This window comes from Streptomyces sp. NPDC006393 (assembly GCF_040628575.1).
Lineage (GTDB): Bacteria > Actinomycetota > Actinomycetes > Streptomycetales > Streptomycetaceae > Streptomyces.
Genome location: NZ_JBEXZD010000141.1, coordinates 1 through 19,553, shown reverse-complemented (window position 1 = coordinate 19,553; position 19,553 = coordinate 1). Strand labels below are relative to the sequence as shown.

18 protein-coding genes and 1 pseudogene are annotated in these 19,553 nt (G+C 73.0%); 14 read left to right on the top strand and 5 right to left on the bottom strand.

The window, feature by feature from the left end; genetic code table 11:
- Nucleotides 1–502 precede the first annotated feature (502 nt).
- From ABZ484_RS35025 to ABZ484_RS35015, 3 genes are all read right to left on the bottom strand, one after another.
- Nucleotides 503–2,065, bottom strand: coding sequence for a carboxylesterase family protein (locus tag ABZ484_RS35025; RefSeq protein ID WP_358870003.1), 1,563 nt, complete (start codon nt 2,063–2,065; stop codon nt 503–505).
- A gap of 234 nt (nt 2,066–2,299) precedes the next feature.
- A complete protein-coding gene (locus ABZ484_RS35020) occupies nt 2,300–2,584 on the bottom strand; it encodes a hypothetical protein (RefSeq protein ID WP_358870002.1) in 285 nt (94 codons plus the stop codon).
- Nucleotides 2,581–3,498, bottom strand: a complete 918-nt coding sequence (locus ABZ484_RS35015) for an isocitrate lyase/PEP mutase family protein (protein ID WP_358870001.1) — start codon at nt 3,496–3,498, stop codon at nt 2,581–2,583. The genes ABZ484_RS35020 and ABZ484_RS35015 overlap by 4 nt, the downstream gene beginning before the upstream one ends.
- A gap of 240 nt (nt 3,499–3,738) precedes the next feature.
- Between ABZ484_RS35015 and ABZ484_RS35010 the strand changes: the two genes are divergently transcribed.
- A complete protein-coding gene (locus tag ABZ484_RS35010) occupies nt 3,739–4,143 on the top strand; it encodes a VOC family protein (RefSeq protein ID WP_358870000.1) in 405 nt (134 codons plus the stop codon).
- On the opposite strand, the gene ABZ484_RS35005 is transcribed toward ABZ484_RS35010, so the two are convergent.
- Complete coding sequence (locus ABZ484_RS35005; RefSeq protein ID WP_358869999.1) at nt 4,126–4,899, bottom strand: helix-turn-helix domain-containing protein; 774 nt, start codon at nt 4,897–4,899, stop codon at nt 4,126–4,128. The genes ABZ484_RS35010 and ABZ484_RS35005 overlap by 18 nt on opposite strands.
- 25 nt (nt 4,900–4,924) lie before the next feature.
- A complete protein-coding gene (locus ABZ484_RS35000) occupies nt 4,925–6,103 on the bottom strand; it encodes a YihY/virulence factor BrkB family protein (RefSeq protein ID WP_358869998.1) in 1,179 nt (392 codons plus the stop codon).
- An 87-nt stretch (nt 6,104–6,190) separates the two neighbouring features.
- On the opposite strand from ABZ484_RS35000, the gene ABZ484_RS34995 reads away from it, so the two are divergent.
- From ABZ484_RS34995 to ABZ484_RS34935, 13 genes and pseudogenes are all read left to right on the top strand, one after another.
- The gene (locus ABZ484_RS34995) at nt 6,191–7,825 is read left to right on the top strand and encodes an acyl-CoA dehydrogenase family protein (RefSeq protein ID WP_358869997.1); all 1,635 of its coding nucleotides are present in this window, start codon (nt 6,191–6,193) and stop codon (nt 7,823–7,825) included.
- A gap of 409 nt (nt 7,826–8,234) precedes the next feature.
- Nucleotides 8,235–9,530: a GAF domain-containing protein gene (locus ABZ484_RS34990; protein ID WP_358869996.1), complete on the top strand. Its 1,296-nt coding sequence runs from the start codon at nt 8,235–8,237 to the stop codon at nt 9,528–9,530.
- Nucleotides 9,531–10,210: 680 nt separating this feature from the next.
- Complete coding sequence (locus ABZ484_RS34985; protein WP_358869995.1) at nt 10,211–11,581, top strand: hypothetical protein; 1,371 nt, start codon at nt 10,211–10,213, stop codon at nt 11,579–11,581.
- A gap of 80 nt (nt 11,582–11,661) precedes the next feature.
- Nucleotides 11,662–12,234 (top strand): GNAT family N-acetyltransferase, encoded by a 573-nt coding sequence (locus ABZ484_RS34980; RefSeq protein WP_358869994.1) that lies wholly within the window; start codon nt 11,662–11,664, stop codon nt 12,232–12,234.
- Nucleotides 12,235–12,371: 137 nt separating this feature from the next.
- On the top strand, nt 12,372–12,455 hold the full coding sequence (locus tag ABZ484_RS34975) for a putative leader peptide (RefSeq protein WP_309486338.1): 84 nt from the start codon (nt 12,372–12,374) through the stop codon (nt 12,453–12,455).
- Between the two features lie 156 nt (nt 12,456–12,611).
- Nucleotides 12,612–14,303, top strand: a complete 1,692-nt coding sequence (locus ABZ484_RS34970) for a nitrite/sulfite reductase (RefSeq protein WP_358869993.1) — start codon at nt 12,612–12,614, stop codon at nt 14,301–14,303.
- A complete protein-coding gene (locus ABZ484_RS34965) occupies nt 14,300–14,485 on the top strand; it encodes a hypothetical protein (protein WP_358869992.1) in 186 nt (61 codons plus the stop codon). The genes ABZ484_RS34970 and ABZ484_RS34965 overlap by 4 nt, the downstream gene beginning before the upstream one ends.
- Complete coding sequence (locus tag ABZ484_RS34960) at nt 14,482–15,192, top strand: phosphoadenylyl-sulfate reductase (protein WP_358869991.1); 711 nt, start codon at nt 14,482–14,484, stop codon at nt 15,190–15,192. The genes ABZ484_RS34965 and ABZ484_RS34960 overlap by 4 nt, the downstream gene beginning before the upstream one ends.
- Before the next feature lie 26 nt (nt 15,193–15,218).
- Nucleotides 15,219–15,755 carry an adenylyl-sulfate kinase gene (gene cysC / locus ABZ484_RS34955; protein WP_358869990.1) on the top strand — a complete coding sequence of 179 codons (537 nt, stop codon included), beginning with the start codon at nt 15,219–15,221 and terminating at the stop codon, nt 15,753–15,755.
- Nucleotides 15,752–16,690, top strand: coding sequence for a sulfate adenylyltransferase subunit CysD (gene cysD / locus ABZ484_RS34950; RefSeq protein ID WP_358869989.1), 939 nt, complete (start codon nt 15,752–15,754; stop codon nt 16,688–16,690). Before cysC ends, cysD begins: the two co-directional genes overlap by 4 nt.
- A gap of 2 nt (nt 16,691–16,692) precedes the next feature.
- Entirely contained in the window at nt 16,693–18,048 is a 1,356-nt protein-coding gene (locus ABZ484_RS34945) for a GTP-binding protein (RefSeq protein ID WP_358869988.1), read from the top strand.
- Between the two features lie 223 nt (nt 18,049–18,271).
- Nucleotides 18,272–19,384 carry an aliphatic sulfonate ABC transporter substrate-binding protein gene (locus ABZ484_RS34940; protein ID WP_358869987.1) on the top strand — a complete coding sequence of 371 codons (1,113 nt, stop codon included), beginning with the start codon at nt 18,272–18,274 and terminating at the stop codon, nt 19,382–19,384.
- 35 nt (nt 19,385–19,419) lie between these two features.
- A pseudogene (locus ABZ484_RS34935) lies at nt 19,420–19,553 on the top strand (ABC transporter ATP-binding protein); the annotation flags it as partial.

Below are 19,553 nucleotides of genomic sequence, written 5' to 3'. Positions count from 1 at the left end.
ACCTCCGCTCTGCGGTCGGGCGGCGCGGGCGGCGAACGGTGGCGCGGGCGGCGAACGGCGGCGCGGGCGGGGTGCCGGCGGCGAGCGGCGGCGCTGGCGGCTCTGGCGGCGCGGGCGGGGTGCCGGCGGCGAACGGCGGCGCTGGCGGCGCTGCTGGCGCGGGCGGGGTGCCGGCGGCGAACGGTGGCGCGGGCGGTTCTGGCGGCGCGGGCGGGGTGCCGGCGGCGAACGGTGGCGCGGGCGGCGCGGGCGGGGTGCCGGCGGCGAACGGTGGCGCGGGCGGCGAACGGCGGCGAGCGGTGGCGCGGGCGGCGAACGGCGGCGAGCGGTGGCGCGGGCGGCGGGCGGGGGCGCCGTCCGTGCGTCGGCCGCACCCCGGGTGTGGTCGGCAGACGCCGCGACGCGCGGCCTCGTCGCACGGGACGCGGTACGAGCACACCCCGCCGGTCCGGCCGGGGCACGGCAGCCCAGGGGGCCGGACTCGCCATCCGGCGCCCGCGGGTCAGGTGCCGCGGACTTCGCCGGGGCGGCGCAGGCGCCGGATGACCGCGCGCAGTTCCGCGGTGCGGGCGGGGGAGGTCTCCTCCGCGGGGCGGGGAGCGGTGTCGGCCGTCCACAGGGCGAGTTCCGCGTCGCGCGGGCCGTACACGGTGTGCGGGGGGCCGTCGCCGAAGACGTGCACCGGGTGGGCCGGGTCCCAGGCCTCCCAGCCGGGGTCGCCCTCGGTGGCGAAGCGGACCCAGGCCGCGTGCATGGTGTCGGCCAGCTCCTGCGGGGCGCCCTCGCCCGCCAGCCTGCGGGACTCCGGTACGTCCCCGGTGTCGAAGACGAAGCCGAGTTCCAGGGCGTGGCAGGCGCCCAGGCCGGGCAGGAGGGACGGCCAGGCGAACTCGTAGACGTGGGCGGAGCCGGGGCGGGCGTCCGCCAGGCGGTGCAGCGGGCGGCGCAGCAGGTGGTCGGTGACCATCTGGCCGACGATCTCGGCGGCACCCGCCCGGGGCCGCAGCGACCGGTAGCCGCGGACCACCTCGTGTCCGCAGTGGCAGCGGGCCATGGCACCGGCCAGCGCGACCGGCCCGAGCCGGTCGACGCGCTCCAGCAGGCCACCGGGCACCAGCCACAGCAGGTACTCGTCGCGGGTCCAGCCCATGAGCAGGTCCGCGCCGCGTGCCGCCTCCCCGGCGATCAGCGCCTCCAGCGGGTCGCGGGGCACGAGGTCGCCGTCGACGACGATCCCGAAGGCGGGTCCGCCGAGCACCGGGCTGCTGAGCCGGCCGACCTCGGCCTGCGTGCGCAGCAGCAGGTCGCGGTCGACGGAGGCGAAGGCCTCGGCGGTGGCGGGCACCTTCAGCCGGGTCGCCATGCGGCGCACCATCCGGCGCACCTTGTCCCGGTCGGACGCCTCCGGAGGCCCGCTCTGCAGGACGGCACGCCGGAACAGGCCCTGGGCCTGCGGCGCGGCGATCAGGGCGCCGACGCTGATGGCGCCGGCCGACTGGCCGCACAGGGTGATCCGGTCGGGGTCACCCCCGAAGGCCTCGATCGAGTCGTGCACCCAGCGCAGCGCGGCGAGCTGGTCGCGCAGGCCCGGGTTGGCGGGCGCGTCCGGGAACAGTCCGTAGCCCTCCACACCCAGTCGGTAGTTGGCGGAGACCAGGACGACCCCGTCACGGGCGTAGGAGTGCCCGGCGTACACGGGCACGGCGGACGAGCCGCGGGTCAGCGCCCCGCCGTGCAGCCAGACCAGGACGGGCAGCCGTGCGCCCGGGCCCGGCTCGGGCGTCCACACGTTCAGGTTCAGGCAGTCGTCGCCGGGCACGGACGGGTCGGACAGATACTGGGCGAAGGCCTCGGAGTACGGTGGTTTGGGCGCGGTCGGCCCGAAGGAGCCCGCGTCCCGCACCCCGTCCCACGGCTCGGGCGGCACCGGCGGCCGGAACCGGCGGGGCCCGAACGGGGGCGCCGCGTAGGGAATCCCCCGGAACACGGCCACCCCGTGCTCGTATCTGCCGCGTACCGCGCCGTGGGGCGTTCTGACCACGGGATCCGTCTGGTCTGCCGTCATGTGCCCACCAGCCCTTCGCCGCGCTCGTGCACCAGCACCGGTAACACCAGAGCACCACGACGGCGCTCCGTATTCCGGCGCAGAAGGCCGAGATGGGGCCGTTCGGCGTACGCGGCCGGGCACGGTCCGCGTCGCTGCCGGGCCGATGAGGGCCGGTGAAGGGCTGGTGAAGGACCGGGGGATGCCCCGGCCTCCCACCGGCCCGCCGTTCACCGGCCGCGGCCGCTCACCGCCTCAGCCGCCGTCCTCCTCGTCGCCGTGTGCCGCGCCCACCAGGGCCTGCATCAGGTCGACGGCGCTGCCGTCGTGGTCGCTGCCCGCGGTGCCGCTGCCGGTCTGGACGTTCGCGGTGCGGTCGACCTCGAGGATCGAGTCGGCGTGCGAGTTGTCGACGACGGTGATCAGGCTGCTGCCCCCGGTCTCGTCCCCCGCCGTGGCCACGGGCGCCGTGGCGCCCAGCAGCGCCGCGGCGAGGACGGTCGCCGTACCCAGCCGGGGCACCGGTCCGCGCCCGCTCACACGCCCACGCCCACACCGGCGCTCGCGCCCGCGTCGGCGCCGGCGTCCGCGTCCGCGCTCACGCCCGCGCGCTCGGGTCGCCGGTGCGCCATGTTGCGCTCCAGCAGGCGCGTCGAGGCCTGTACGCCGATGCCGCGCGCCGTGTCCACCACGGGCAACCGGCCGTCGGCCCGCTTGAGTTCGGCGAGGGCGCTGTCCATCGCCTCGTGCGCGGCGAAGAGGCACGGAGTGCTGTAGATCGCGACGTCGACGCCGAGTTCGGACAGCTCGCCCAGGGACAGGCGCGGGGACTTGCCGCCGGCGATCTGGTTGAACAGCAGCGGCTTGCCGCCCACGGCCTCGCGCACCGTGCGGATCCACTCCACGCTGCGGATGCCGTCGACGAGGATCACATCCGCGTCCGTGGCCGCCAGGGCCTTGGCCCGGCGCAGGATGTCGGCCTCGTCGGTGGCGTCGGTGCGTGCCACCACGACCAGGTCGTGCCGGGTGGCCAGCACCTTCTCCAGCTTGGCGAGGTACTCGTCGAGCGGCAGCACCTGCTTGCCGTCGGCGTGCCCGCACCGGCGCGGCCGCTTCTGGTCCTCCAGGATCACGCCGGAGGCCCCGATCCGCTCCAGCCCCTCCACCACGTGGCAGGCGACCTCGGGATCGACGTAGCCGTCGTCGATGTCGACCAGCAGGTGGTGGGTGGGGAACGCGCCCCGCAGTCGCTGGACGAACGCCACCATGTCCGGCCAGGCGATGAAGCCGATGTCCGGCAGTCCGTAGTACGACGCGGCGAAGCCGAACCCGGAGACGAACATGCCGTCGTAGTGCTCGGCCGCGATCGACGCCGAGTACATGTCGTACACACCGATCAGCGGGGTGGTACCCGGCGCGGTGATCTGCTCACGCAGCTTCTTCCCGTACGTCAAGGCGTAACTCCTCGGGTGCGATGGGGGGTTGTCGGGCGACACGGCAGCCCTTTGCCGAGACAAAAGCTTCCCGTGGTCAGTGGCGGAGACCACCATGGGCAGCCCTTTACTCACCCCAACGGCGCAACGGCTTCACCGGAGAAACGTCACTGAAGCGCCACCGGAACGTCGCAGGTGGACGCGTCGCGCACGTCCGATTCGTTCAAGACCGGCGGTCGGGGCCGTGCCTAGCGTGGCCGTATGACGACTCCACGATTCGCCGTGATCGGCCTGGTCGCCTCCGACCTGGCCGCCTCCCTGGCCTTCTACCGCCGCCTCGGGCTCGAATTCCCGGAGGGCGCCGAGGAAGAGCCGCACGTCGAGGCAGAGTTGCCCGGCGGCCTGACCCTCGCGCTGGACACCGAGGCCACCGTCCGCTCCTTCCACCCCGCGTGGCGGCCCCCGTCAGGGGGCGGCAGGGTCGGGCTCGCCTTCCGGTGCGCCTCGCCCGCGGAGGTGGACGCGGTGTACGAGGACCTGGTCGGCGCCGGGTACCACGGGGAGCTCAAGCCGTGGGACGCGTTCTGGGGGATGCGGTACGCGGTCGTGCACGACCCGGACGGCAACGGCGTGGACCTGTTCGCCGCGCTACCCGAGAGCGAGTAGGTCGCGCAGCGGCATGCCGGTCAGCTCCCGTACGTTCCGGGCGAGATGGGCCTGGTCGGCGAAGCCGGCCCGGACCGCGGTCTCGGCGAACGGCACCCCGGCCCGCGCCAGTGCCAGGGCGCGTTGCAGGCGCAGGACGCGGGCCAGCGTCTTGGGGCCGTAGCCGAAGGCGGCCAGTGAGCGGCGGTGCAACCGGCGGGCGCCCAGACCGAGTTCGTCGGCGGTGGCGGTGACCGGGCGGCCCGCGTCCAGGGCCGCGACGAGGTGCCGCAGCAGCGGGTCGGGCGGGCCCGTCGCGGCGGCCAGTTCGAGGGCCGCCTCCTCGAGCGCAGCGGCCGGGTCCGGCGCCGCCTCCAGGCGTGCGCTCAGCCGCCGGACCCGCGCCGCGGGCCACAGCTCGGCCAGTTCGACACGCCGGTCGCGCAGCTCGTGGGCGGCCACGCCGAGGTAGCCGGGCGCCGTGCCGGGGAAGAACCGCAGCCCGGCCCAGCGCGCGGGCGGTCCCGCGGGGACGTAGGCACGTGTGTCCGGCCCGGCGACCAGCAGCCGTCCCTCGCTCCACAGCAGATCCATGCACCCGTCGGGCAGCACGGGCCGAACCCCGGCACCGGGACCGGCTCCGGGACCGGCTCCGGGACCGGCCTCGGACCCCGCCGGGCCCTTCGTCCACACCACCGCGCCGGCCAGCCGGGAGGGCCGCTCCGCGTACCCGCCACCGACCGCCCCCGCGGACGTCTCGACAGCCACGTGAGCCACGTACCCGAGGCTAGTGACCCCGCCGTCACTTCTCCCACTTCTGGGGGGAGGAACCGTTCTGGCTCTCCTTGTGCGGGCTGCGGGGCTGGGTGGCCCTGGCGTGGGCGCGCAGGCGGGCGGTGACGTCCTCGTGGGGCAGGAAACGGGACCAGCGCTCGGGGAACTCGGAGGGCATGTCGGGGTCGTCGCCGCCGTCGGGGTCGGCCTCGCGGGCGGCGGCGGCACGGGCGACGTACTCGGCGATCTGCGCCTCGCGCACCCGCTCGTTGGCGGCGCGGGCCGCGGCCGTCGCGGCGGCCGGCCAGACCCGGTCGATGGCCGCGTTGACCGCGGCCCCGACGAGCACGGCGAACGCGGACACACCGATCCACAGCAGCACGGCGACCGGCGCGGCCAGTGAGCCGTAGATGGTGGGGCCCTCGACGGTGCTGGTGAGGTAGATGCGCAGCAGGAAGCTGCACACCACCCACATGGCCAGGGCGACCAGGGCCCCCGGCACGTCCTCGATCCACGGCGAGCGCACCGGCACGGACACGTGGTACAGCGTGGTCAGGAAGGCGACGGACAGCACGATGACCACCGGCCAGTACAGGACCTGGACCACGGTCGTCGACCAGGGCACCACGCGCACCACCGCGTCCGGTCCCGCGACCATCAGCGGCAGCGCGACCGAGCCGATCAGCAGCGCCACGACGAACAGCAGGAACGCCATCAGCCGGGTCCTGACGATGCCGCGCACACCGTCCAGGCCGTACATCACGGTGATGGTGTCGATGAAGACGTTCACCGCGCGGGAGCCCGACCACAGCGCGAACACGAACCCGATGGAGATCACATCGGGTCTGCCGCCCTTCATCACGTCCCGCAGGATCGGCTGGGTGATCTCCTTCACGCCCTGGTCGGACAGGACCGTGCGGGAGGCGTCGAGGATGTTGCGCTCCAGGCTGGCGATGGTGTGGGCGCCGGTCCAGCTGTCGACGTAGAAGAGCAGCGCGATGAGGCTGAGCAGCAGCGGCGGCACGGACAGCAGGGTGAAGAACGCGGCCTCGGCGGCCAGCCCGAGGATCCGGTACTCCATGCACGAGTTGACGGTGTCCTTGAGCAGCAGCCAGGCGGTCCTGCGTTTGGAGACGTTCCGGTAGAGGGCACGGGCCCTGTGGAGGCGGCCGGACGGCCTGTCGGGGGTATCACTGGCATGCTGCACGCCCTAAAGGTATCCCTGTCCAGCCGGGTCCCTCTCGCCGGTGACCGTGTGGTGACCGGCGGCGTACCGCGAGGTAGGTTCCGTTCCATGGCAGCCAGCACTCACTCCGTGACGAACCAGGCACCCCCGCTGGTCGGCTACGACGTCTTCACCGCCGACCGGGCGCTGGCCGAGGCGGTCGAGCGGCACGTCGACGCCGCTGTGCTCGACGAGGTGCGCGGCGAGCTGTCGGCGCTCGGACGCTCGGCGGGCTCCGCCCAGGTGCAGGAGTGGGGCGCGCAGGCCAACGAGAACCCGCCGCGCCTGCGCACCCACGACCGCTACGGCCACCGTGTCGACGAGGTCGACTTCCACCCGGCCTGGCACCGGCTGCTCGGCAAGGGGGTCGCGGCGGGCCTGACGGCCGCCTGGGGCCGTCCCGCGGGGCAGGTGCGGCGGGCGGCCGGGTTCCTGGTGTGGTCGCAGGTGGAGGCGGGCAACGGCTGCCCGCTGTCGATGACGCACGCGGCGGTGCCCGCGCTGCGCACCGACCCGGAGCTGGCCGCCGAGTGGGAGCCGCGCCTGACCTCCATGGTCTACGACCGTGAGCTGCGGCCCGCGCGCCTGAAGGCCGGGGTGCTGTTCGGGATGGGCATGACCGAGAAGCAGGGCGGCAGCGACGTACGGGCCAACACCACCTCGGCGCGGCCGCTCGCCGAGGCCGGGGCGTACGAGCTGACCGGGCACAAGTGGTTCTGCTCGGCGCCGATGTCGGACGCCTTCCTGGTGCTCGCGCAGGCCCCGGGCGGGCTCACCTGCTTCCTGGTGCCGAGGATCCTGGAGGACGGCAGCCGCAACGTGTTCCTCGTCCAGCGGCTCAAGGACAAGATGGGCAACCGGTCGAACGCCTCCGCCGAGGTCGAGTTCGCCGGGACGTGGGCGCGCCGGGTCGGCGAGGAGGGGCGCGGGGTGCGCACCATCATCGGGATGGTGGCGGCGACCCGGCTGGACTGCGTGCTCGGTTCGGCGGGGCTGATGCGGCAGGCCGTGGCGCAGGCGGTGCACCACTGCACGTACCGGGAGGCGTTCGGCGGGCCGCTCGTCGACAAGCCGCTGATGCGCAACGTCCTGGCCGACCTGGCGCTGGAGTCGGAGGCGGCGACCACGCTGGCGCTGCGACTGGCGGCGGCCTGTGACGACGGCGGCGAGCAGGAGCGGGCGCTGCTCAGGATCGCGGTGCCGGCCGCCAAGTACTGGGTGACCAAGCGGTGCGCGCCGCTCGCGGTGGAGGCCGCCGAGTGCCTGGGCGGCAACGGGTACGTGGAGGAGTCAGGCATGCCCCGCCTGGTGCGGGAGTCGCCGCTGAACTCGATCTGGGAGGGCGCCGGCAACGTCCAGGCGCTGGACGTGCTGCGGGCGCTGCGGCGGGAGCCGGAGGCGTTCGACGCGTATCTGCGGGAGGTGGGCCGGGCGCGCGGCGCCGACCACCGCCTCGACACGGCGATCAAGAACCTGCTCACGGAACTCGCCGACCTGGAGGGCGTCGAGGCCCGCGCCCGGCGCCTGGTCGAGCGGCTCGCGCTGGTGCTCCAGGGGTCGCTGCTGGTGCGGTACGCGCCGCCGGAGGTCGCGGACGCGTTCTGCGCCGCGCGGCTGGGCGGCGACGGCGGCGCGGCCTTCGGCACGCTGCCGCACACGCTGCCCCTCGCGGCGCTGGTGGAGCGGGCGCGCCCGGTGCCGTGACGCGGCCACCGAAAAGATCCGGCCTCTGTGGGCTGCCTGGCATCCGGCGTCCGGCATAGGCCAGGTGTCCGATCTCCGGCGTAGCGCCCCGGCATCCGGCGCTCGGCGTAGGGCGGGTTCCGGACACCACGCGGGGGTGGTGCTGCGCCGACACGGCACCACCCCCGCCGCGGCCCCGTTGCAGGCCACGGACGCCGCACACGGCGGCGCTGAACAAGTTTCAACCACCGTGCGCCTGTTCACCAGGGTTGCAAGGGGTTGCAACTCGCCCGTCCGGTATGGCCGGAGCCGGTCCCTCCGGCGCCGGTGAACGGCAGTATGAACCGCACAGTCGGGAAGGCCGCCGACACATGGCCGGAACATTCCGGGGAAACCGGTGGTCGGTGGCCCCTCGTGGCGGGAGGACCCAGTGGCGAAGGCGCCGTTGGACGTGGACGTGACGCGGATCGCCGCCGTCGACGCGGCGCGGGCGGCGCGGCTGCTCAGCGAGGTGCGCTCGGCGGCGCTCGCGGGGCAGCGTACGCAGGTGGCCCCGCGTCCGGTGATCGGGCAGTCCTGGGAGCGCGTGCTGCGCACGGGCATCGATCCCGACCACGGCCTGAACTCCCGGCTGCTGCCCCGCGAGGAGGTGGAGCGGCGGCGCGAGGCGTCTGCGCTGCGGCATGTGCTGCCGGTGCTGCGCGAGGGGCTGCTGTCCGTCGCCGACGTCGCCCAGCACATCATGGTCGTCGCCGACGAGGACGGCCGGGTGCTGTGGCGCGAGGGCCATCCCTCGGTGCTGCGCAAGGCCGACGGGCTCGGGTTCGAACTCGGCGCCGACTGGCGGGAGGACGTGGTCGGCACCAACGGCGTCGGCACCCCGGCGGTGGTGCGCCGGCCCGTGCAGGTCTTCGCCTCCGAGCACTTCGTCCGCTCGCACACCACCTGGACCTGTACCGGCGCCCCCGTCACCGACCCCCGCGACGGCCGGCTGCTCGGCGTGGTGGACGTCAGCGGGCCCCTGGAGACCATGCATCCGGCGACGCTGGCCTGGGTGGACTCGGTGGCCAAGCTGGCCGAGGCGCGGCTGCGGGAGTTGCACCTGAGCGCGCTGGAGCGGCTGCGCGCGGTGGCCGCGCCGGTACTGGCCCGGCTGGACGGCCGGGCGGCGGTGGTGGACCGGGACGGCTGGACGGCGGCGGTGGCCGGGATGCCGTACACCCCGCGCATCCCGCTGCCCAAGTCCGCTGCCCCGGGCCGCCGGTGGCTGCCGGCGGTCGGCCTGTGCTCCCTGGAGCCGCTGGCGGGCGGCTGGTTGGTGCGGGCCGACGAGGAGGTGGCCGTGCACGGCGACGCCCGGATCGTGCTGGACCTCACCCGCGCCCGGCGCTGGTCGGTGGCGGTCTCGGGGGGCGCGGGCTCCTGGTCGCACGAACTGAGCCCCCGCCACGCCGAACTGCTCTACCTGCTGGCCCTGCACCCGGACGGGCGCAGCGCGGCGGACCTGGCCGAGGCGGTGTTCGGCGACCCGGCCCGCACGGTCACCGTCCGGGCCGAGATGTCCCGGGTACGGCGGTATCTGGGCGCCTTCCTCGAACACCGGCCCTACCGCTTCCGCGAGGGCGCCGAGGTCCGGGTGCTCCTCCCGGACGACCCCCGCGACCTGCTGCCGCACTCGACGGCCCCAGCGGTACGCCGGACCGGCACGGCACCCTCCGCACCCTGAACCGACCCGTCACCGGCCGGCCTGACACCGGGCGCGGCTCCGCGAGCCGACCTGACACGAGGCGCGGCTCCGCGAGCCGGCCCGGCACGAGGCGCGGCTCCGCGAGCCGGCCCGGCACGAGTCCACGCGCCCCGAGCCGGCGAGGCACGAGTGGCCGTGACACGACTCGCTCCCACTCGCTCCGACTCGAGCCCGCGTGCCGCACGTCGCCGTGACATGACTCGACGAGGCGAGAGTGACCGAGACACGACTCGGTGAGGTGAGAGTGACCGTGACGCGAGACGCCCCGCCACGAGTCGGCGACGCACGAGTGACCCTGACGCACGTCGCCCCCGCCACGAGTCGCCCCGGCACGAAGCGCCCTGCCACGAATCGCCCTGCCGCCGGTCCGCGAGGGCGCGCGACGCCCGGACGCACACTCGCCCCGCCACGAAGCGCCCCGCCCCGGATCCACGTGAGGCGAGTCGCCCCGGCGCGAGGGCGTGGGCCCGAGTAGTCCCGGCGTGGCATCTTCCGCATATTTGCGGGGTCTTCGTCCTGCGGCGGGCGGGACTGCCGTAGCATCGCGTGCGCGCCGCCGTATTCCGCTCCTCGGCCAACGCTCGGAACGTCCCGCGCAGTTGGACCGCCTCGGCCGGAGGGCGTCCCGAGGCGGACCGAGCCCTGAAAAGGGGGGTTGGATGAAGCAACGCGGCAGACACCGCCGCCGCAGGCGGGGCAGGGCGTTGCGCGCGGTGCTGGCCGGGGCCGGGCTCGCACTGACCGCCACCGCCACCCTGATCAGCGCCTCCCAGGCCACGGTCGCCGAGGACCCCGGCGCCCTGAAACCGCTCACCTCGTCCGCCGAGCTGGGCCGGCTGCGGCTGACGGAGCAGCTGGTGCCGGAGCGGTCCCTGAACCGGCTGGAGGCGGCGATGGGCCGCCCGGCCGGTGTCGACGCCGTGCTGGCCGGCGCCGACCAGGAGCTGCGCACCGAGGACGCCTGCACGGCCGGGGAGAAGAAGGCGCTGCCCGTCGAACCGGAGGCCACGCGCGCCTACTGCTGGGACACCGCCGACGCCGCCACGCGCCGCTGGCGGCCGGAGTCGGTGACCACGTCCGGCGACGCCGACGCCTACGGCGGGTGGGGCGCGCACCGGGTGATCCTCTCCGGCTGGACGCGCGAGGGCGGCGGTCCCATGGACCACGACCTGGCCCGGGTGGCGTTCGTGAACGCCGACGACCCCGCCCGCCTCACCTACACCTGGGCCCTGCTGGCCGTGCCCGTCGACGGCGGACGGGACTACCGCGGCCTCGCCTCGCATGTGTCGGGGATGGTCTGGTACCGGGACAAGCTGCTGGTCACCACCTCCGGCAGCGAACCCGACGCGCTGTACGTCTACGACCTGCGCCGCATCCAGCGCGCCACCGTCACCACCGATGCGATCGGCCGGGTGCCCGGCGGCTGGTCGGCGTACGGCTACCGGTGGGTGCTGCCCGCGGTCGCCTCCTACCGTCCGGCACAGGGGCAGTGCGGCGGCGCGACCGGCACGGCCCGCGCGGCCGGTACGACGACCGGCTCCGAACTCCCCTGCCCCGACGGTCTCTCCCTCGATGGCACCTCCACCCCGGCCAGTCTCGTCGCGAGCGAGCCGACGGCCGGCGGCAGTGGCGGGCACACGCGTCTGTGGCGGTACTCCTTCAGCACGGACCCGGCCCGCTCCGGTCTGCTGGCCGCCGACTCCACCGGGACCGTGACCGCCGACGAGGCGTACGAGACGAAGACGGACGGCGTACGAGGCGTGCTCTCGCACCGCACGGGTCCGACGGGCCCCGCCCGCTGGTACCTGAGCCGGGCGGCCGGGCCGTCCGGCGCTCACGGCACTCTGTGGCGGCAGGACCTGCACGGCGCCGGGGCGGCGCGGTGCGGATCGTCCGACGACACGCACCGCTGCTGGGGAGACGGCGCCGGCTCCCTGTCCTACTGGGAGGCGACCGGCGAGCTGTGGTCGCTGTCCGGACGGACCCTGTTCGCGCTGCCGCTGTCCTCGGTCGACCGGGAGCTGCGGTAGGACGGCACGGGCGGACGCGGGGCAGGGCCGGGGACGGACCCGATCGACACAGGCCCGGCCCGGATGATTCCCTGACCGGCATGACGCACATCGCCGTGACCACCTGGTCCCTGGAGCAGACCGCTCCCACCGACCTCCTCCCGGCCGCCACACCCGAGGGGGATGTCCGGATCGTCCGTTCCGAGGTACCGTCGCCCGAGTTCAACCGGTTCCTGTACGCCTCGGTCGGCGGCGACATCCGCTGGACGGACCGGCTCGGCTGGAGCTACGCCCGGTGGCGGGAGTACCTGGAGCGTCCGGCTGTCGAGACCTGGGTGGCGTACGACCGGGGCACACCGGCGGGGTACGTCGAGCTGGAGGCGCAGGACGACGGAGTGGTGGAGATCGTCTACTTCGGGCTGATCCCGGCCTTCCGCGGCCGGCGGATCGGCGGGCACCTGCTGTCGTACGGCACCGCCCGCGCCTGGGACCTCGCGGACCGCTGGCCGGGGCTGGCCACGACCAAGCGGGTGTGGCTGCACACGTGCAGCAAGGACGGCGAGTACGCGATGGAGAATTACCAGCGCCGCGGCTTCCAGCTCTTCGACACCAGGGTCGAGGAGGAACCGGAGGTGGCGAATCCGGGCCCCTGGCCGGGCGCCCACGCCGACTGACCCCACCTGACCTGGGCGGCCCCGGCCGCCTTCGGGGTATGTGATCAACGACACCCTTGTCTCTCATCGCGAGACAAGGGTGTCCGCATCTTGGATAAAGCTGGACTGTGTCCAGATCGCCGTGCCACGCTGCGGTCATGTCTGGAACTGGAATCGCCTTGGTGAGTCGACGGCACGTCGACCTCGGCCGCATGTCCAGCGCCATCTGTCCGGCGAGCTGACCCGGCCACAGTGGCCTCGAGCCACGGGCCGTATACCGCCGGATCTCTCGTTTCTCCTCCCCGCGCAATGACGCGCACGCCTGCCTGTCTGCCCGTGCGCTCGCATCCGCGCAGGTCAGAGCCGCATTCTCCGCTGTCCCGAAGGACGTATCGACCATGGCCGCCTCTTCGCAGAACTCCGTCGCGCCCCGCCGCAAGGTGAGCCGCCATCGTGGCGAGGGACAGTGGGCCGTGGGGCACCTGACCCCGCTCAACGGCAACGAGCAGCTGAAGAAGGACGACGACGGTCTCAATGTGCGGACACGCATTGAGACGATCTACTCCAAGCGTGGCTTCGACTCCATCGACCCCAACGACCTGCGGGGACGCTTCCGCTGGTGGGGTCTCTACACCCAGCGCCGCCCCGGGATCGACGGCGGCCGCACCGGTGTGCTGGAGCCCGAGGAGCTCGAGGACGAGTACTTCATGATGCGCGTCCGCATCACAGGCGGCCGGCTGACCACCGAGCAGCTGCGGGCGATCGGCGAGGTCTCCGAGACGTACGCCCGGGGCACCGCGGACATCACCGACCGACAGAACATCCAGTTCCACTGGGTGCGCATCGAGGACGTGCCCGCCATCTGGGAACGCCTGGAGGCGGTCGGCCTGTCCACCACCGAGGCCTGCGGCGACTGCCCGCGCGGCATGCTCGGCTCCCCGGTCGCCGGAGTCGCCGAGGACGAGATCATCGACGGCACGGCCGCGCTGAACGAGATCGTCCGCCGCTACATCGGCGACCCCCGTTTCTCCAACCTGCCGCGCAAGTACAAGACGGCCGTCTCCGGCTCCCCGCTGCTGGACGTCGCCCACGAGATCAACGACATCTCCTTCGTCGGCGTGGTCCACCCCGAGCACGGCCCCGGCTTCGACCTGTGGGTCGGCGGCGGTCTGTCCACCAACCCCAGGTTCGGGGTGCGCCTCGGCGCCTGGGTGCCCGAGGCGGAGGTGCCGGAGGTGTGGGAGGCGGTCACGTCCGTCTTCCGCGACTACGGCTACCGGCGGCTGCGCAACCGGGCCCGGCTGAAGTTCCTGATCGCCGACTGGGGCGCGGAGAAGTTCCGTCAGGTCGTCGAGGACGAGTACCTGGGCCGCAAGCTCCTCGACGGACCGGCGCCCGAGATGCCCGCCCAGCAGTGGCGTGACCACATCGGCGTGCACCGCCAGAAGGACGGCCGGTTCTACGTCGGCTTCGCCCCGCGCGTCGGGCGGATGGACGGCTCGCTGCTCACCAAGGTCGCCGAACTGGCCGAGGAGCACGGCTCGGGGCGGGTGTCCACCACGGTCGAACAGAAGATGATCATCCTGGACGTCCCGCAGGACCGCGTCGACTCGCTGGTCGACGGCCTGGAGGCGCTGGACCTCAGGGTCAGCCCCTCGACCTTCCGGCGCGGCACGATGGCCTGCACGGGCATCGAGTTCTGCAAGCTCGCCATCGTGGAGACCAAGGAGCGCGGCAGCGACCTCATCGACGAACTCGAGCGCCGGCTGCCCGACTTCGACGAGCCGCTCACCATCAACATCAACGGCTGCCCCAACGCCTGCGCCCGCATCCAGACCGCGGACATCGGCCTCAAGGGCCAGCTGGTCGTCGACGCCGAGGGCAACCAGGTCGGCGGCTACCAGGTCCACCTGGGCGGCGCGCTCGGCCTGGAGCCCTCCTTCGGCCGCAAGGTCCGCGGCCTGAAGGTGACCTCCGCCGAGCTGCCCGACTACATCGAGCGCGTCCTCAAGCGCTACCTCGCCGAGCGCGAGACCGGCGAGCGCTTCGCGGTCTGGGCCGCCCGAGCTTCCGAGGAGGCGCTGTCGTGAGCGAGCGGGCCGCGCCCTTCTACTGCCCCTACTGCGGCGAGGAGGACCTGCGCCCCGGCGAGCAGGGCCACGGCGCCTGGGAGTGCGCCGCGTGCAACCGGGCCTTCCAGCTGAAGTTCCTCGGGCTGCTGGCCCGGGGGCTCCACCAGGCGGCTGACAACGGAGGGGAAGAGTCGATATGACGACGGCTCAGCACAAGCGCACCGCCGATGAGTTGAAGGTGCTGGCCGAGCAGGCCGGACGCGATCTGGAGGACGCCTCCGCGCTGGAGATCCTCCGGTGGGCGGCCGAGACGTTCGGCAAGCGGTTCTGTGTGACCTCCTCCATGGAGGACGCGGTGGTCGCCCACCTCGCCTCCCGGGCGATGCCCGGCGTGGACGTGGTGTTCCTCGACACCGGCTACCACTTCCCGGAGACCATCGGCACCCGCGACGCCGTCGAGGCCGTGATGGACGTGAACGTCATCACCCTCACCCCGCGGCAGACGGTCGCCGAGCAGGACGCCGAGTACGGCCCCAGGCTCCACGACCGCGACCCGGACCTGTGCTGCCGGCTGCGCAAGGTGCTGCCGCTGGAAGAGGGGCTCAAGGACTACGACGCCTGGGCGACCGGGCTGCGCCGCGACGAGTCCCCGACCCGGGCGAACACGCCCGTGGTCGGCTGGGACGACAAGCGCCGGAAGGTGAAGATCTCCCCCATCGCACGGTGGTCACAGGAAGATGTGGCAGCGTACGTGGCCGAGCACGGAGTCCTCACCAACCCGCTGCTGATGGACGGCTATGCCTCCATCGGCTGTGCCCCGTGCACCCGGCGGATCCTCCAGGGCGAGGACGCACGCGCCGGACGCTGGGCGGGCCGCGCCAAGACCGAGTGCGGGCTGCACGGATGACCACGACACACATTCAGGAGAACCACGTGACCACCGGAGCCACCGTATGGCTCACGGGTCTGCCGAGTGCCGGCAAGACCACCATCGCGCACGAGCTGGCCGGACGGCTGCGTGAGGAGGGCCACCTCGTCGAGGTGCTCGACGGCGACGAGATCCGCGAGTTCATCTCGGCGGGGCTCGGCTTCGGCCGCGAGGACCGGCACACCAACGTGCAGCGCATCGGCTTCGTGGCCGAGCTCCTCGCCCGCAACGGCGTCAAGGTGCTCGTCCCGGTCATCGCGCCGTACGCGGACAGCCGCGACGCGGTGCACAAGCGGCACGAGGCGAACGGCACGACATACCTGGAGGTGCACGTCGCGACGCCGGTCGAGGTGTGCTCCGTACGCGATGTGAAGGGCCTGTACGCCAAGCAGGCCGCGGGCGAGCTGACCGGACTGACGGGCGTCGACGACCCGTACGAGGAGCCCGAGTCGCCCGACCTGCGGATCGAGTCGCAGAACCAGACCGTGCAGGAGTCCGCGGCGTCGGTGTACGCCCTGCTCAGCGAAAGGGGACTGGCATGACGACCACCGTCGCCGAGGTCGAGGAGGGCACGGACAGCCCGTACGCCCTCTCCCACCTGGACGCGCTGGAGTCGGAGGCGGTGCACATCTTCCGCGAGGTGGCGGGCGAGTTCGAGAACCCGGTGATCCTGTTCTCCGGGGGCAAGGACTCCATCCTCATGCTGCACCTGGCGCTGAAGGCGTTCGCGCCGGCGCCGGTGCCGTTCGCTCTGCTGCACGTGGACACCGGGCACAACTTCCCCGAGGTGCTGGACTTCCGGGACCGGACCGTGGCGCAGCACGGCCTGCGTCTGCATGTGGCGTCCGTGCAGGACTACATCGACCGGGGTGTGCTCAAGGAGCGCCCGGACGGCACCCGCAACCCGCTGCAGACGCTTCCGCTGACCGAGAAGATCCAGGCGGAGAAGTTCGACGCGGTCTTCGGCGGCGGGCGCCGGGACGAGGAGAAGGCCCGCGCCAAGGAGCGGGTGTTCTCGCTGCGCGACGAGTTCTCCCAGTGGGACCCGCGCCGCCAGCGCCCCGAGCTGTGGAACCTGTACAACGGCCGCCACGCCCCGGGCGAGCATGTCCGGGTCTTCCCGCTGTCCAACTGGACCGAGCTGGACGTGTGGCAGTACATCGCACGGGAGGGCATCGAGCTGCCCGCGATCTACTTCGCCCACGAGCGCGAGGTGTTCAACCGCAACGGCATGTGGCTGACCGCCGGCGAGTGGGGCGGCCCCAGGGACGGCGAGACCGTCGAGAAGCGGCAGGTGCGCTACCGCACCGTCGGCGACATGTCCTGCACGGGTGCCGTCGACTCCGACGCGGTGACGCTGGAGCAGGTCATCACCGAGATCGCCGCCTCCCGGCTCACCGAGCGCGGCGCCACCCGCGCCGACGACAAGCTCTCCGAGGCCGCGATGGAAGACCGCAAGCGCGAGGGGTACTTCTAGTCATGACCAGCACCACCGAACCCACCGAGCCGCTGTCGGTCGAGCAGCTGTCGGAGACCACCCTGCTGCGGTTCGCGACCGCCGGCTCCGTCGACGACGGCAAGTCCACGCTCGTCGGGCGTCTGCTGCACGACTCCAAGTCGGTCCTCGCCGACCAGCTGGAGGCCGTGGAGCGCGCCTCCGCCAGCCGCGGCCAGGACGCCCCGGACCTGGCGCTGCTCACCGACGGCCTGCGCGCCGAGCGCGAGCAGGGCATCACCATCGACGTCGCCTACCGCTACTTCGCCACCCCGCGCCGCCGCTTCATCCTGGCCGACACTCCGGGCCATGTGCAGTACACGCGGAACATGGTCACCGGCGCCTCCACCGCCGAGCTGACGGTCATCCTGGTCGACGCCCGCAACGGCGTCGTCGAGCAGACCCGCCGCCACGCCGCCATCGCCGCCCTGCTGCGCGTCCCGCACGTCGTCCTCGCCGTGAACAAGATGGACCTGGTCGGCTACGAGGAGAAGGTCTTCGCCGCGATCGCCGAGGAGTTCACGGCGTACGCCACCGATCTGGGCGTCCCGGAGGTCACCGCCGTCCCGATCTCCGCGCTCGTGGGTGACAACGTGGTGGAGCCCAGCGCGCACATGGACTGGTACGGCGGCCCGACCGTGCTGGAGCACCTGGAGACGGTGCCGGTCAGCCACGACCTGGCGCACTGCCACGCGCGGCTGCCCGTGCAGTACGTGATCCGGCCGCGGAGCGCGGAGCACCCGGACTACCGGGGCTACGCCGGACAGATCGCCGCCGGTTCCTTCCGCGTCGGCGACCCGGTCACCGTCCTGCCGTCGGGCCGCACGACCCGGATCTCCGGCATCGACCTGCTGGGCACCCCGGTCGACGTGGCCTGGACGACGCAGTCGGTGACGGTCCTGCTGGAGGACGACATCGACGTCTCGCGCGGCGATCTGATCGTGCCGAGCAAGGACGCGCCCGCGACCACCCAGGACGTGGAGGCGACGGTCTGCCATGTCGCCGACGCCCCGCTGACCGTCGGGCACCGGGTGCTGCTCAAGCACGGCACCCGCACGGTCAAGGCCATCGTGAAGGACATCCCCTCCCGGCTCACCCTCGACGACCTGTCGCTGCACCCGCACCCGGGGCGGCTCGTCGCCAACGACATCGGCCGGGTGAAGATCCGCACCGCCGAGCCGCTGCCGGTCGACTCCTACGCCGGCTCCCGCCGCACCGGCTCGTTCATCCTGATCGACCCCTCCGACGGCACCACGCTGACCGCCGGCATGGTCGGCGAGTCCTTCGCCGCACCGGAACCGGTCAAGGACGCCTCGGAAGAGGACGGCTGGGACTTCTGACCATGAACTCCTCGGATTTCTACTCGATGTTCGCGAAAGAGGGCGGCCGGGTCGGCAGCGGCGCCCTCGGCAGCGGGCAGGGCGGAGTGGGGCGATGTGTGCGCTGACGCACGCGCGCTGTCCGCGCGCCCTCACCCCCCGCCGACGTAGACGAAGACCTGCCGATCTCCCGGCCGCGACCTGAGAGACCGTGACCGCCGGGCCAACGAGAGGACAGCCTCCCGTGCCTGCCACCCGCTCATCCTTGTTCCGCCGCGGCCTCGCCGTGCTCGTCGCTCTTCCGCTCCTGACCCTGGCCGCCTGCGGCTACGGCTCGAAGGCCGCGGACGGCACCGCCGAGCAGAAGATCGCCGCCGGCGCCAAGAAGATCGACGGGCTCGACTCCGTCACGATCGGCTACTTCGGCAACGTCACCCACGCGACCGCGCTCGTCGGCCACCAGAAGGGCTTCTTCCAGAAGGCACTCGGGGCCACGAAGGCCGAGTACCAGGTCTTCAACGCCGGCCCGTCCGAGATCGAGGCCCTGAACGCCGGGTCCGTCGACATCGGCTGGATCGGCCCGTCCCCGGCGGTCAACGGCTACACCAAGGCGGACGGCAAGAACCTGCGGATCATCGGCGGTTCGGCCTCCGGCGGCGTCAAGCTCGTCGTCGACCCGAAGAAGATCAAGTCCCTGAAGGACGTCAGGGGCAAGAAGATCGCCACCCCGCAGCTGGGCAACACGCAGGACGTGGCGTTCCTGAACTGGATCGCGGAGCAGGGCTGGAAGGTCGACCCGCAGAGCGGCAAGGGCGATGTGTCGGTGGTCCGCACCGACAACAAGATCACCCCGGACGCCTACAGGTCCGGCTCCATCGACGGTGCCTGGGTGCCGGAGCCGACCGCCTCCAAGCTGGTCGCCGAGGGCGCCAAGGTGCTGCTGGACGAGTCGTCGCTGTGGCCCGGCAACAAGTTCGTGATCACGAACATCATCGTGTCGCAGAAGTTCCTGAGGGAGCACCCCAAGGCCGTCGAGGCGGTGCTGAAGGCCTCGGTCGACACCAACAAGTGGATCAACGCGCACCCGGACGAGGCGAAGGCGGCGGCGAACGAGCAGCTGGCGGTCGACTCCGGCAAGGCACTGCCCGCCGACGTCATGGACCCGGCGTGGAAGTCCCTCAGCCTCACCGACGACCCGCTGGCCGCGACCCTGAACACCGAGGCGCGGCACGCGGTCGAGTCCGGCCTCTTGCAGGACCCGAAGCTGGACGGCATCTACGACCTCACCCTCCTGAACAAGGTCCTTCGGGCCGAGGGCGAGCCCACCGTCAGCGACGCCGGTCTCGGCGCCGAATAAGCCCGTAGCCGACAAGTTCCCAGGAGGTGACGACCATGGCCACGACCCTCGCCCAGGCCGCCGAGTCCGTGACACACGCGGCGCGCATCGAGAACGTCTCGAAGTCCTTCGCGACTCCGGGCGGGCAGCAGCTCGTCCTGGACGACATCAGTCTCGATGTCGCCCCCGG